This is a genomic window from Cupriavidus sp. 21MJTG02-4 (assembly GCF_057798975.1).
Genome location: NZ_JBYOJP010000006.1, coordinates 118,012 through 130,163 on the forward strand (window position 1 = coordinate 118,012; position 12,152 = coordinate 130,163).

The 12,152-nt window shown below is 66.8% G+C and carries 14 protein-coding genes; 1 reads left to right on the forward strand and 13 read right to left on the reverse strand.

Annotation, left to right across the window (positions count from 1 at the left end; translation table 11 throughout):
- Positions 1–2: 2 nt before the first annotated feature.
- The 6 genes from AC3FKH_RS14250 to AC3FKH_RS14275 form a co-directional block, all read right to left on the reverse strand.
- Positions 3–1,535 carry a sulfite reductase subunit alpha gene (locus AC3FKH_RS14250; RefSeq protein ID WP_488676784.1) on the reverse strand — a complete coding sequence of 511 codons (1,533 nt, stop codon included), beginning with the start codon at positions 1,533–1,535 and terminating at the stop codon, positions 3–5.
- A gap of 50 nt (positions 1,536–1,585) precedes the next feature.
- A complete protein-coding gene (locus AC3FKH_RS14255; RefSeq protein ID WP_488676462.1) occupies positions 1,586–2,593 on the reverse strand; it encodes an FAD:protein FMN transferase in 1,008 nt (335 codons plus the stop codon).
- Between the two features lie 22 nt (positions 2,594–2,615).
- Positions 2,616–3,440, reverse strand: a complete 825-nt coding sequence (locus AC3FKH_RS14260) for a DUF4198 domain-containing protein (protein ID WP_488676464.1) — start codon at positions 3,438–3,440, stop codon at positions 2,616–2,618.
- A 35-nt stretch (positions 3,441–3,475) separates the two neighbouring features.
- Positions 3,476–3,994, reverse strand: coding sequence for a DUF2271 domain-containing protein (locus AC3FKH_RS14265; protein ID WP_488676466.1), 519 nt, complete (start codon positions 3,992–3,994; stop codon positions 3,476–3,478).
- A 58-nt stretch (positions 3,995–4,052) separates the two neighbouring features.
- The gene (locus tag AC3FKH_RS14270; protein WP_488676468.1) at positions 4,053–4,709 is read right to left on the reverse strand and encodes a PepSY-associated TM helix domain-containing protein; all 657 of its coding nucleotides are present in this window, start codon (positions 4,707–4,709) and stop codon (positions 4,053–4,055) included.
- Positions 4,710–4,862: 153 nt separating this feature from the next.
- The gene (locus AC3FKH_RS14275; protein WP_488676785.1) at positions 4,863–5,528 is read right to left on the reverse strand and encodes an alpha/beta hydrolase; all 666 of its coding nucleotides are present in this window, start codon (positions 5,526–5,528) and stop codon (positions 4,863–4,865) included.
- Positions 5,529–5,731: 203 nt separating this feature from the next.
- Between AC3FKH_RS14275 and AC3FKH_RS14280 the strand changes: the two genes are divergently transcribed.
- Positions 5,732–6,622: a LysR substrate-binding domain-containing protein gene (locus AC3FKH_RS14280; RefSeq protein ID WP_488676470.1), complete on the forward strand. Its 891-nt coding sequence runs from the start codon at positions 5,732–5,734 to the stop codon at positions 6,620–6,622.
- Positions 6,623–6,635: 13 nt separating this feature from the next.
- On the opposite strand, the gene mhpD is transcribed toward AC3FKH_RS14280, so the two are convergent.
- The 7 genes from mhpD to AC3FKH_RS14315 form a co-directional block, all read right to left on the reverse strand.
- Entirely contained in the window at positions 6,636–7,424 is a 789-nt protein-coding gene (gene mhpD / locus AC3FKH_RS14285) for a 2-keto-4-pentenoate hydratase (RefSeq protein ID WP_488676786.1), read from the reverse strand.
- Positions 7,425–7,438: 14 nt separating this feature from the next.
- The gene (locus AC3FKH_RS14290) at positions 7,439–7,732 is read right to left on the reverse strand and encodes a YciI family protein (RefSeq protein ID WP_488676472.1); all 294 of its coding nucleotides are present in this window, start codon (positions 7,730–7,732) and stop codon (positions 7,439–7,441) included.
- Positions 7,733–7,738: 6 nt separating this feature from the next.
- On the reverse strand, positions 7,739–9,643 hold the full coding sequence (locus AC3FKH_RS14295) for a TRAP transporter large permease (protein ID WP_488676474.1): 1,905 nt from the start codon (positions 9,641–9,643) through the stop codon (positions 7,739–7,741).
- Positions 9,644–9,655: 12 nt separating this feature from the next.
- The gene (locus AC3FKH_RS14300) at positions 9,656–10,177 is read right to left on the reverse strand and encodes a PPC domain-containing DNA-binding protein (protein WP_488676476.1); all 522 of its coding nucleotides are present in this window, start codon (positions 10,175–10,177) and stop codon (positions 9,656–9,658) included.
- Positions 10,178–10,268: 91 nt separating this feature from the next.
- Entirely contained in the window at positions 10,269–11,306 is a 1,038-nt protein-coding gene (locus tag AC3FKH_RS14305; RefSeq protein WP_488676478.1) for a TRAP transporter substrate-binding protein, read from the reverse strand.
- 87 nt (positions 11,307–11,393) lie between these two features.
- On the reverse strand, positions 11,394–11,726 hold the full coding sequence (locus tag AC3FKH_RS14310; RefSeq protein ID WP_483733459.1) for a hypothetical protein: 333 nt from the start codon (positions 11,724–11,726) through the stop codon (positions 11,394–11,396).
- Positions 11,727–11,752: 26 nt separating this feature from the next.
- Positions 11,753–12,070: a hypothetical protein gene (locus AC3FKH_RS14315; RefSeq protein WP_224080921.1), complete on the reverse strand. Its 318-nt coding sequence runs from the start codon at positions 12,068–12,070 to the stop codon at positions 11,753–11,755.
- Positions 12,071–12,152: the final 82 nt, after the last annotated feature.

Genomic DNA, 12,152 nt, shown 5'->3' on the forward strand with positions numbered 1-12,152 from the left:
GGCTAGTAGACGTCGCGCCGGTAGCGCCCCTGCTCGGTCAACTGTCGCAAGACCTGCGCGCCGAGCACGTCGGCCAGCGCATCATTGACGCCGCCTGCCATGCCCTGCAGGCTGCCGCACACATAAATGGCCGCCCCGGCATCGACCCATTCACGCAGCAACTGCGCGCGTTCGCGCAGCGCATCCTGCACGTAGCGCACGGCGCTGCCATCGCGCGAATAGACAAGCTCCAGCCGCTCCAGCACGCCGTCGGCCTGCCACGCAGCCAGTTCATCGGCAAAGAAATCGTCGTGACGCGCCGAACGCTCGCCGAAGATCAGCCAGTTGCGATGCCGTCCGGCCAGCGCACGCGCCTTCAGATGTCCGCGCAGGCCGGCCAGCCCCGTCCCGTTGCCAATCCATATCAGCGCGCAATCCTCGACCGGAGGGTGGAAGCTGCGATTGGTGCGGATGCGCAGCGCAATGCGCGCGCCCACCGGCGCATGGCTGGTCAGCCACCCCGACGCCAGCCCGAGCCGCCCATCGGCATGCCGAGCCTGCCGCACCAGCAAGTCAAGCTGCCCGTCCTGCGGCAGCGAGGCAATCGAATACTCGCGATGCGGCAGCGGCGACAGCGCATCGACAAGCTGTTGCGGCGGCACGGCGCGCATCGTCGCCAGGTGCCCTTCCGGCAGCAGCAGGCGCGTGGCGAGCGCCTCCGACAGCGACATCGCCTGGCCATCGCAGCGAACGGGCGTGGCACCGTCCATCGCCAGCTTGTCGAGCAGCTTGCCGATGTCGGCGGGGTCATGGCGAGGGCCGATCTCGGCGATGTCGCCGGGCTGCCAGTCCGGCATGGCGGCCTCGGGCTTGAGCACGAGGTGGAACGCCGGGGCGCCCTGGCTGCCGGGATTCAAGTGATGGCGCGCCGAAAGCTGCCACCTGCCGTAGCGGGGACGCTCCCAGTCGGCGATCTCCGCACCGCCACTGAGCGCCGACAAATGGTTCTGCCAGTGACGCAGCGCGCCGGCATCGCCATTGTCGACCTCGATCAGATCGAACAACGGACGCGCATGGTGGCGCTGCAGCCAGGCGGACAGCACGTGGCCAAACGCGCAGAAGCGCGCGTAGCTGCTGTCGCCAAGGGCCAGCACGCCATAACGAAGCTGCCGCAATGCATCCGGTCCTGCGCCGGCAAGCAAGCGGCGCGCAAACCCCGAGGCGCTGTCTGGCGCATCGCCTTCTCCGGTGGTGCTGACCACGAACAGCGCCTGCCGGAAGCTGGCGAGGCGGCGCGCATCCAGGTCCGCGAACGAGAGCAGGTGCACCGGCATGCCGGCCCCCTGCAGCGCCGTGGCGGTCTGCATGGCCAGCTGCTCGGCAAAGCCGGTCTGGCTGGCATAGGCCACCAGCGTGGCATCGTCCCGGTCCGTGAACGGGGCAAGCGACGAGACGCGTGCGCGGCGACGGCGGTGATGATCGAAAACAGCGCCACAGAAGCCCGCATAGGCGAGCAACACGCCTGCCACCATGCCGATGCGCGAAGCGCTCAGCATGGCCAGGCAGACGCCGGCCACTGCGGCCAGCCAGCATGTGACAAAGCGATTCACGCCAGCATCGCGGCGAAGGCCGGGGAAAGATGTTCGTCAAAGCCGCCCGGCGTGCGCACCAGGAAGCGTGCGGCAATGCCATGCCGGCGTGCGTGCGCCATGCCGGCCTGCGGGCCAAGCACGGTCAGGGCGGTCGAAAGCGCATCGGCCATCATGCATTCGGCATGCAGCACCGTGACCGAGGCCAGCGCATGGCTGGCGGGATAGCCGGTACGCGGGTCGATGGTGTGCGCATAGCGGCGGCCTTCGCTGTCGAAGAAGCGCCGGTAGTCGCCCGAGGTGGCAACCGACAGGCCGTGCAGCGCCACCAGCGTCTGTTCGTGCGTGGCGGCGCCACCGTCAGGCGGCGTTTCCAGCGCCACCCACCACGGCATGCCGTCCGGCTTGACGCCGTGGCCGCGCAGTTCGCCGCCGATTTCGGTCAGGTGGTGCGCCACGCCGTGGGCTTGCAGGTATTGCGCGACGGCGTCCACCGCGAAGCCCTTGGCAATCGCGCAGAAGTCGAGCGATACGCCGCCGGGCTGCAGCGCGCGCCCCCCGTCGGCATCGAGCTGGACACGGCCCCAGCCGCATTGCCGTCTGGCCTGCACAACCTGGTCGTGTGCCGGCGGCGCGCTGCGCCGCGGCGCAGGGCCGAAACCCCACAGGTCGACCAACGGCCCGGCACTCGGGTCGTAGGCGCCACCACTGTCGCGAGCCACCTGCAGCGCGCAGGCGAGCACGCGCAGGCAGTCTGCCGGCAGCGCGACCCACGTGCCGGCGGCAGCGCGGTTGAAGCGGCTCACGTCCGAGTCCGGCGCCCAGTTGCTCATCTGCGCGATCACGCCCTCCAGCACGGCGCGGATGCCCTGCTCCAGCGCGTCGGCATCGGCCTGCGGCGACAGCATGGCCACCACCGACCACGTCGTGCCCATGGTCTCGCCGGCCCAGCGCTGCGCGCGCGCCTGCACGCCGGGTGGCACCGGCGGCGCGGACAGCGATAGCGGGATCAGGACGCGGTTCAAGCTGGCAAACCCTTCCGGCCGCTTATTGCGGAAGCACTTCGACCGTCACCGCGTAGGTGGCGCGGCGGGTCTTGGCGGCCTTGACCGAGGTCTTCTCGTCGCGGACCTCGGCTTCCATCCAGTACATGCCCGGGGCCGGCCACTTGACGCTGAACTTGCCGTCGGCGTCGGTGGTGGCGCTGAACTCCTGCAGCTGGTCGCGATAGCGGATGCCGCCCGGCACCACGGCCACCTTCAGGTTGGACGCCGGCTTGCCGTCCAGCAGCAGGCGGAAGCTCGCCGTGTCGCCGGCCACGAGGTCGTTCGGATGCGTGATGGGGGCCAGTTCCAGGCCGCGGCCGCTGGCGGCCAGGCTCTTGCTGCTCGGCTTGCCGTTGGTGACGAAGGACTCGACGCGGCCTTCGGCCTGCGTCACCTGCAGGTCCGTGGCGTTAGCGGGCACTTCCTTCGCGAACGCCTCGGCCGTGCCGCGCCAGCGCCTGGTCTGGCCGTTTTCCTTGTAGCTTGCAAACAGGCCCTGGTTGAGCACCGCCACGCGGTAGGTGCCGGGCTGGGTCAGGTGCACGTCGAAGGTGCTGCGGTAACGTCCGGTCGAGGCGTTCTCCGCCTTCAGGGCGGTGCCGTCCGGGCCGGTTACGACCAGGTTGTCCAGGCGCAGCGGCACGTGCTCGAAGTAGAACAGGTCATTGGAGACCGCGGCATCCACGGTCACCCAGGTGTCGTTGCCGGACAGCACGGTGGCCGAGGGCAACAGCCATTGGCGGTGCGCATGGGCGGCCAGCGGGGCCAGGGTCGCCAGGGCCAGCACGGCCAGGCGGGTGGACAGGCGCGCTTGGAAGGTCTTCATCGTCGGTCTCCGGTTGGGATCAGGCATCACGGGCATCAGGGCTTCAGGTCGACGGTCACGCCGCCCAGTTCATGCTCGCCCTTGGCGCGGGCGGTCCGGGCCGATTGCGGCGGCCAGGTGAACGGCACGCGCACCAGTTCGCGGCCACCGACCTCACGCGCGGCCTCGACCACGAGCTGGTAGTCACCTGCCGGCAACTTGCCAAGCGGTGCCTTGCCATCCGTGAAAGTGAGCGTGTGCTCGCCTGGCGCGCGCGTGGCGCCGGAAATGCCATCGGCGGGCATCTGCGTGTCGCGCCCGGCCTTGCGCCACCACTGGCGCATGTCCTTGAGCCACTTGGTGCCTTCCTTGTTCTTGACGTCGTACCAGACCGCCAGCGTCGACACCGGACTCTGGTCGGCGCGCTCCACCCAGACCGAGACATAGGGGCGGTGATACTCCGCCACGTTCAGGCGCGGAATTTCCACCTTCACGTTCATGTCGGCCGCGAAGGCGGGGCCGGCCAGCGGCACGGCGGCCATGCCGGTGAGGGTGACGGAGAGCAGTCGGCGCATATCGGAAAACCTCTTCAGGAAGATGCAGGAAAGATGGGTACGGTGCCGATCGATCAGGTCAGTGGATGAACAGGATGGCCAGCAGCAGCGGCACCACCAGCCCCAGTCCCACCAGCGGCCACGTGGCCACGCGGCCGGCAGCATGCAGCTTGAGCAGGACAAGGCCGGTCACGCAGAAGACCAGGCAGGCCAGCGCGAACACATCCAGGAACAGGCTCCACGCGCGGCCGGTGTTGCGGCCCTTGTGCAGGTCATTCAGGTACGAGATGGCGCCACGCGCGGTGGTCTCGTACTGGGTCTCGCCGGTATCCAGCGCCAGGCTGACCCAGGCGTCGCCGCCCGGACGGGGCAGCGAGACGTAGACCTCGTCGGCGGACCATTCCGCCTCGCGCCCTTTGGCGTCGATAGCGAGTTCGCGCGACAGCCAGTCGGCCAGCACAGGCGGCACGACACTTTTGGCATCGCGCCCGCTGCCCGAGGCCGCCGGCATGGCAGATTTCAGCGCCGAAAGCAGGCTCGCCGGCGCGGTGGACTGGCGCGTCACCACGCTGGGCGACGCCTCGATCTGGGCCGCATGGTTCAGCGTGAAGCCGGTCGCGGCGAACAGCAGCATCCCGATCAGGCAGATCGCGGAACTGATCCAGTGCCACTGATGGAGATGCTTGAGCCAGAAGGCACGTCGCTGCTGGCCGGACGCCGGCTCGGTTTCGGTCATTGCTGTGGACGGGCGGCGCAGGCCGCACAGAGACTGTGACACTGAAGTCACAAATTAATCGCAAGCAAAAAGGATAATCGTTCTCATTTAAAATCGCAACGAGGCGATGCCGGCGACTGTTTACAGCCCGTTACAGCAAGTGGATCTGGAGGGTCAAGCGTTCGCGCCCGGCGCGGGGAGATGGTCGAGATAGCCGCCGACCACGCGCTCCAGCGCGCCGAGCTTTCCGGTAAAGAAGTGATTGGCGCCCGGCACCACCACGACGGGCAGTTCCTGCGGGCGGGCCCAGTCGAGCACGGCGCCGAGGGTCACGCGCTCGTCCTTCTCGCCATGCACGACCAGTGCGGTCGATGGCACGTTTGGCGTCTCGTAGCTCCGGTGCCCGGGAATGGTCCCCCACGGCATGCCGGCGAGGATCAGGAGCGGGCACTGCAGCCCCTCGCCGCTCAGCACTTCCACCGTGCGCGCGATAACGTACGCGCCGAATGAAAATCCTGCGAGGACCAGGGGCAGTCCCGGGTATACCTGTCGAAGGTGATGGATGACGCCAACCGTGTCGGTGGTCTCGCCGTCTCCGTTGTCATGCTCGCCCTCGGTATCGCCTACGCCGCGGAAATTTGGCCGCACCGCGACATAGCCTCTTGCGGCCAGGGCCTTCGCGAGCACGTGCGGGACCTTGTGCGTGGCCGTGCCGCCCTGCAGCGGATGCGGGTGCCCGATGACGGCGATCCCATGTGCCTGCGTGCGCGGCGTATCGACGATCAGTTCGATCTTGCCCGCCTCGCCCGCCATGAACATCTTTCCTGCCTGCAATACCATGCCCTTCCCCACGAATTTCCCGCCGCCGCGCCAGGCGGCCAAGATGCGATGGTACAGGTTGGCGTCCTTCTCCGCTCTCGCGTCATGCTTGCGAAAAGGGGCAGCGAACAGGCGTTGCGAGACGAGCCATTTCGCTACAATCGTCGCCACCGCGTGGCCTTCCAGCGGCTCCGCGGACACGACCCCACAGACGCAATCAGGCGATGGACATCAAGCACCTGCAACTGTTATCCGACATCGTCGAAGCCGGCAGCCTGAGCAAGGTCTGCGCGTCGCGCGGCATCGCGCAGTCCGCGCTCAGCAAGCACATTGCGGGACTGGAGAGCGAGTTCGGCGCGAAGCTGTTCTATCGCACCGGACGCGGCGTGGTGCTGACGGAGTTCGGGCAGTCGATCATGCCGCGCGTGAAAGCGTTGCTCGGCGAATTCGAACTGCTCCGGAACGATATCCGCGACCGGGCCGAAGTCCCGAGCGGCCCCGTCAGGCTCGCCTTGCAGGCGTCGATCACGCAGCAGATCGTCGGCCCGCTGTTCCAGGTCGTGCGCGCGGATTTCCCGAAGATCGAGCTGCGCCTGATGGAAGGGTTCGCGGGCAATATCGAAGAGGCGCTGGCCAGCGGCCGCACCGACGTGGGCGTGTTTTCGCGCTATGGCGAACGCATTCACAAGACCGACGAAAAACTCGCCACCGACGAGCTGTACCTGATCGCGCGCGCGGGCGATCCTAATGTCGCAAAGCCCAGTTGCCGGTTTGCCGATGCCGCGGCGTTGCCGCTCGTGCTGCCCGGCGCGCCCGACGGCTTCCACATGATGCTGCTCGACGAGGCGAAGAAGGCGGGCGTCCACCTGAACACCCAGATCGAGGTCGATTCGCTGACCGCCATGCGCGAGATCGTCGCGAATGGCGCCGCGTACACGATCCTGACGCGCCAGGCCGTGGCCGTCGAGATGCAGCTCGGGCGCATTGCCGTGAGCCGCATCACCGACCCGGTCCTGACGCGCACGCTGGTGCTGGCCACCAGCACGCAACGTCCACTGACCTACGCCAGCCGGACCGTGATCGACCTGATCCGGAAGCTGACGCGCAAGGACTGAGCCCGACGCCCGTTCAGTTCAAGGCAAAGGCCGTGCGGACGATGCCGAGGCCTGCGATGGTGGTGTCGATGACATCGCCGGGTGCAACGGTCACCATCGGCCCGAGCGCGCCGGTCATGATGACGTCGCCCGCGTGCAGCGGCCGGCCCACTTCGGCCATCTTGCGGGCCAGCCACAGCGCAGCGTTGAGCGGATGGCCCAGGCAGGCCGCGCCCACGCCAAGCGAAACGACTTCGCCCTTTCGCTCCATCAGCATGCCGCACGTGCGCAGGTCCACCTCCGAAAGTTTCTTCGGCTGCGTCCCAAGTGCGTACAGTCCGGACGACGCATTGTCCGCCACCGTGTCGAGCAGGCGGATATCCCACTCGCGAATACGGCTGCCGACGATCTCTACGGCAGGCAGTACATAGGCAATGGCCGACATCAGCTGCGACAGCGTGACCGGTTCATGCTTCAGGTCGCGCTCCAGTACCACGGCAACTTCGGCTTCGACCTTCGGCTGCAGCACGCGGCCGAGTGCCACCTCTTCATCGGGCGCCAGTTCCATGTCGGCGAACAGCATGCCGAAATCGGGCGCATCGACGCCAAGCTGCTGTTGTACGGATTTCGACGTCAGGCCGATCTTGCGGCCCGTCAGCCGCCGTCCGGTATCAAGGTAGTAGGCCGTATTGATGTCCTGAACCGCATAGGCGCCCTCGACGCCCATATCGGCCAGTGCTTCACGCACCGGCGCGATCGGCTGGCGCTCCTGTGCCGCATCGCGCAGCGACGTGGCCAGTCTTTGCAGGATGGTGTTATCCATGCTCATGTTCGATCTCACAGTGCAAGGGTCAGGTTGTCGGTGCTCGCGAACACGAGCTTCCAGGGCTTCATGACGATGCCCCTGAACAGCGACGCCTTCGCGAACGGATCATTGGCCGCCAGCTTGCTGGCCTCGTTTTCATTGGCGGCCTCGTACACGAACAGGGCGCCGCTGCCGTCGGCGAACGGACCGGCAATGACCAGGCGTCCCCGTTGCAGCAGGTCCTGCAGATAGGCGCGATGGGCGGGCCGGAACTGCGCGATGCGCTCGGGCTCGTTGGCGTACTCGACGAAGGCTGCGAATTTCATGGGCAATCAGTGATGGAGGAAACCGGTGGAGATCCAGGGCACGGCCGCGACCACGACGGTGCCGATGAACAGGAAAGCCATGTAGCGCCAGATATGCCGTACGCCCTCGCTCGGCTTCGTGCGGCTGATGGCGCAGGCGGCGTAGTAGCCGACCCCGAACGGCGGCGCGAACAGGCCGATGCCCATGGCCAGCACAACCACCATCGAGTAGTGGACATCGTGGATGCCGAGCTGGCGCGCGATCGGGAACAGCAGCGGCCCGAACAGCACGATGGCGGGAATGCCTTCCAGCACGCTGCCCAGCAGCACGAAGGCAAGGATGGAGACCGCCAGGAATGCCGGTGCCCCGCCTGGCAGCTGCGCCATGGCCGCAGCCAGATCGCCGGAGAAGCCGGACTGTGTTAGCGACCAGGCCATGCCGGTGGCGGTGCCGATGATCAGCAGGATCGCGCCGGACAGCGCGGCCGTATCGACCAGCGCCGGCCAGAGCTGGCGCAGATCCAGTTTGCGATACACCAGCAGGCCGACGATCAGCGCGTAGACGATGCCGATCGTCGAGACCTCGGTCGCCGTTGCCACGCCTTCCACCACCGCTGCACGCACGACGAACGGGAGCGCCAGCGCGGGCAGTGCCACCACCAGGCTCTTGCCGATCATGGCGCGCGTGGCTTTCGCACTGCACGCGGCACCCGACTTGCGCGCCTTCCACCAGACCACGAGACCCAGCACCAGGGCCAGCACGATGCCCGGCATCAGGCCCGCCGTGAACAGGTCGGCAATCGAGATGCCCGTGACGGACCCGATGGTGATCAGCACCAGGCTCGGCGGCACCGTCTCGGTCTGCGCGCCCGTTGCGGCGAGCAGCGCCACCATGTCGCCATCATCGGCGCCGCGCTTCTTCATCTCGGGAAACAGCGCCGGCGCGACAGCCGCCATATCCGCCGCCTTGGAGCCCGAGATACCGGAGACGAGATACATCGCCCCGATCAGCACATACGACAGGCCGCCGCGGATATGGCCGAGCAGGTTGGCCAGGAACTGCACCATGGCGCGCGCCATCGAGGTCATCTCGATCAGCACGCCGAGGAACACGAACATCGGCACCGCGAGCAGGATCAGGTGCGACATGCCTTCATCCATGCGGCCGATGACGACGATGGTCGGCGTGGAGGTGGTCAGCGACAGGTAGCCGAAGGTGGCCAGCCCGAACGAGAACGCGATCGGCACGCCGGTGAAGACCAGCAAACCCACGATGCCGACAAAGAAGACCAGCAGGTTGGCATTGCCGAGCCCCTGTAACACGGGCTGCAGCATGACCAGGCCGCCGACCACCGCGCCGCACGCAAGCAGAGCCAGCAGCGCCACACGCAAGGTCGACGTAGACAACAGCCGCACCACGCTCATCAACAGGATCAGCGCGATGCCAAGCGGCAGCGCGGCGGCACGCCAGGCATTGGAGATATCCAGCGCCGGCATGGTCACCACCGCTTCCTCGCTCGCGAACTCCCACGCCGGATGCGCAACCAGCGCGAGCCAGGTCAGCGCGGCGACGGTCGCCACGAGTTCGAACACGGCGCGCCACTTCGGTGTCGCCGCGTCGACGAGCGCGGTCATGCGCATGTGGCTGCCGCGCCGGAACGCGACTGCGGCACCGAGCATGATGAGCCAGATAAACAGCAGCGAAGCCAGTTCATCGACCCACACCAGCGGCGTGTGCAGGACATAGCGGCTGAGCACGCCGCTGAACAGCACGCCGATCTCGGCCACCACCAGCAGCGCGGCCGGCACTTCGGTCATCACACCCAGAGCCCTGTCGGCGAACCGCAGTACGCGCGCGGGGGTGCTGCCCGGTAGTGCCCCCGCATCGGGCTCCATGCGCGGGGCATTGATATCGACCATATGCGTGGACATGTCCCGCCTCCGTCATTGCTGCGGCAAGCCAAGTACGTTGGCCTGGATTTCAGGATCGACGAAGCGCTCCAGCCGTTGCGGGTAGACCGTGACGGTGATCTCGCACGATCCAGTGCCAACGGTCAGCCCGAGCAGGTGGCCGCCGGCGCCCTGGAAGGTGCCATCCGTCACCGTGCCGTGCGCGTGGATCGAAGGCTTGCCTTCCTTCCAAGCGATGGAGCCGGTCATATTGGCCATCTCGACATTGCGGTACGTCTTCGGGTCGAACTGCTTGCGGCCGAAGTCGTAGAAGCCGAACGTGGCCTCCTGCATGAAGCCGATGCCGACGAAGCTGGCGCTCGGGATCTTCTCCTCGCGCGCCAGTTGCTCCAGGTTTTGCAGCACGTTGTCGCCATGACGCAGCACCATCAGGTAGCCGGTCGGCGTCTTCATGTACTTGCCCCTGGTCTCCTGCGCCGCGGCACTGTGCGTGCCCATGCAGGAAAGGGTGAAGCCCAGCGTGATGAGCGATGCCACGCGCGCGATGAATGCCATGATGTCTCCAGGTTTTTTGTGTGTGAGCGCCGGCATGGCGGTGGCGCAGCGCCACCGGCCAGCGGATACCGACAGGGGAACGTTGCCGTGGCTAGACCAGCTTGCCGGCGTACTTTTCGAGCATCGCCCAGGTCTCGGCCGGGAATTTCTTCTGCCAGTCGCGGTAGAAGCCGGCCTGGCTCAGGTAGTCGCGGAAGGCCTTCACGTCCGGCTGGTTGAAGACCATGCCGCGGCCCTTCAACTCTTCGCGCAGGCGGGTATTGAGCGCATCGACGGCCTGGCGTTGCTTGACCGCGTAGGTATCGAACGTGGTGGCGGCGAGCTGGCGCAGGTCATCGGGCAGCGCGTTCCATGTGCGCAGGTTGGCTACGAGCCAGAAACCGTCCCAAACGTGCGATGTCAGCGAGCAGTACTTCTGCACTTCATAGAGACGCTGTGTGCCGAGGATCGTCAGCGGGTTCTCCTGCCCGTCTACGATCTTCGTCTGCAGCGCGGTGTACGTCTCCGCCATATTGATGCCGGCAGGCGCGGCACCGAAGGCCTTGAACATCGACGTGAGCGCCGGGCTAAGCGGCACGCGGATCTTGAAGCCGCTCAGGTCCTGCGGCGTGTTGATCTGCCGGTTGCTGCTGGTGACCTGGCGGAAGCCGTGGTCCCAGATCTTCGGCAGCGGCATCAGGTTGACCTTCGCGAACGCGCCGCGGATATGCGCGCCGAGTTCGCCGTCCATGGCCTTCCAGACCTGCTCGTAGCTCGGGAACGCAAAGCCGATGCCGCTCACGGAAGCGGCCGGCACCAGCGTGCCCCAGATCAGGCCCGCCGTGCTGACAAGGTCGATGGCGCCCGAACGCACCTGCGACACCATGTCGGTGTCGCTGCCGAGCTGGCTGTTGGGAAATACGCGGATGTTCAGGCGGCCGTTGGAGACGCGCGCAATCTCGGCGGCGGCAGCGGTCAGGTTGACCGTGGTCGGGTGCGTCGCGTCCAGCGCGATCCCGAGCTTGTAGTTGTAGGTCTGCCCCGCCGCGCGGGCGGGGGCGTGGAGCATCAGGCCAGAGGCGGCAGAGGCCGCCGCCAGCGCAATACCCTGCTTGAGCGCCAGGCGGCGCCCGCTGTTGATACCGCTCATTCTTTGTCTCCTGCGGTCGGTCTTGTAGTGTCCTGCGCTGTCGCGCGGCGGCGGCCCCGGGGGCCGCCAGGGCGGGTGGCTGCCCGCCTATGCTGCCTTCAACTGCCGGCCGCTGAGGTATTTCGAGAAGCTGCGCGCGCCGTCCCAGTCCTGGATCAGCGTCAGGCGGCGCTTCAGGAACAGCCCGTCGGCCACGCGTTCGGCGAAGGCCTCGAAGGTCTCGGTCGGATCGTCGATCTCGAACACGAAATAGACCTTCGCCTCTTCATTGGACAACCACGGGCCCGCGAGCAGCTTCAGGTCGCCGGGCAGGTTGTGCGGGCGCACGCCCTGGCGCAGGTTTCCGAGGAAGTCCACGACCCCTTGCATGGTCTTGGGCGACATATCGCGCAGCCACACTTCATTGAAAAACTTCGGCATGTTCGTTCTCCTTGTTTCGATGTGGATCAGGCGCTGGCGACGCGGTCGGTATAAGCCTTCATCTGGTCCCAGCCGGACAGCAGCGTCAGCTTGCGCCGCGCGAACAGGCCGCTGACCACGCGTTCGGCGTAGGCATCGAACATCGTCGACGGGTCGTCGATCTCGAAGATGAACATCACCTTGGCCTCCTCGGCCGAGAGCCAGGGGCCGGCGATCATGCGCAAATCGGGCGGGAGGTTGTCGGGCTTGGTGCCGACGCTCAGGTTGCCGAAGAAGGTCACGGCCTCTTCGATCAGTTCGGGCTTGATATCGCCAAGCCAGACTTCGTTCAGGAACAAGGGCATTGATGTCTCCAGTCATCGTTCTCGCCGCGTTTGGAAGGGTGCAGCGCGATGACCGAAGCATATGAAAACGCGAGACCGCGTC

What these genes read in the sequence shown, in the direction of transcription:
- AC3FKH_RS14250 (WP_488676784.1), bottom strand. Translation starts at nt 1,535, where the DNA reads ATGCTGAGCGCTTCGCGCATCGGCATGGTGGCAGGCGTGTTGCTCGCC.
- AC3FKH_RS14260 (WP_488676464.1), bottom strand. Translation starts at nt 3,440, where the DNA reads ATGAAGACCTTCCAAGCGCGCCTGTCCACCCGCCTGGCCGTGCTGGCC.
- AC3FKH_RS14265 (WP_488676466.1), bottom strand. Translation starts at nt 3,994, where the DNA reads ATGCGCCGACTGCTCTCCGTCACCCTCACCGGCATGGCCGCCGTGCCG.
- AC3FKH_RS14270 (WP_488676468.1), bottom strand. Translation starts at nt 4,709, where the DNA reads ATGACCGAAACCGAGCCGGCGTCCGGCCAGCAGCGACGTGCCTTCTGG.
- AC3FKH_RS14275 (WP_488676785.1), bottom strand. Translation starts at nt 5,528, where the DNA reads ATGGTATTGCAGGCAGGAAAGATGTTCATGGCGGGCGAGGCGGGCAAG.
- AC3FKH_RS14280 (WP_488676470.1), top strand. Translation starts at nt 5,732, where the DNA reads ATGGACATCAAGCACCTGCAACTGTTATCCGACATCGTCGAAGCCGGC.
- mhpD (WP_488676786.1), bottom strand. Translation starts at nt 7,424, where the DNA reads ATGGATAACACCATCCTGCAAAGACTGGCCACGTCGCTGCGCGATGCG.
- AC3FKH_RS14290 (WP_488676472.1), bottom strand. Translation starts at nt 7,732, where the DNA reads ATGAAATTCGCAGCCTTCGTCGAGTACGCCAACGAGCCCGAGCGCATC.
- AC3FKH_RS14295 (WP_488676474.1), bottom strand. Translation starts at nt 9,643, where the DNA reads ATGTCCACGCATATGGTCGATATCAATGCCCCGCGCATGGAGCCCGAT.
- AC3FKH_RS14300 (WP_488676476.1), bottom strand. Translation starts at nt 10,177, where the DNA reads ATGGCATTCATCGCGCGCGTGGCATCGCTCATCACGCTGGGCTTCACC.
- AC3FKH_RS14305 (WP_488676478.1), bottom strand. Translation starts at nt 11,306, where the DNA reads ATGAGCGGTATCAACAGCGGGCGCCGCCTGGCGCTCAAGCAGGGTATT.
- AC3FKH_RS14310 (WP_483733459.1), bottom strand. Translation starts at nt 11,726, where the DNA reads ATGCCGAAGTTTTTCAATGAAGTGTGGCTGCGCGATATGTCGCCCAAG.
- AC3FKH_RS14315 (WP_224080921.1), bottom strand. Translation starts at nt 12,070, where the DNA reads ATGCCCTTGTTCCTGAACGAAGTCTGGCTTGGCGATATCAAGCCCGAA.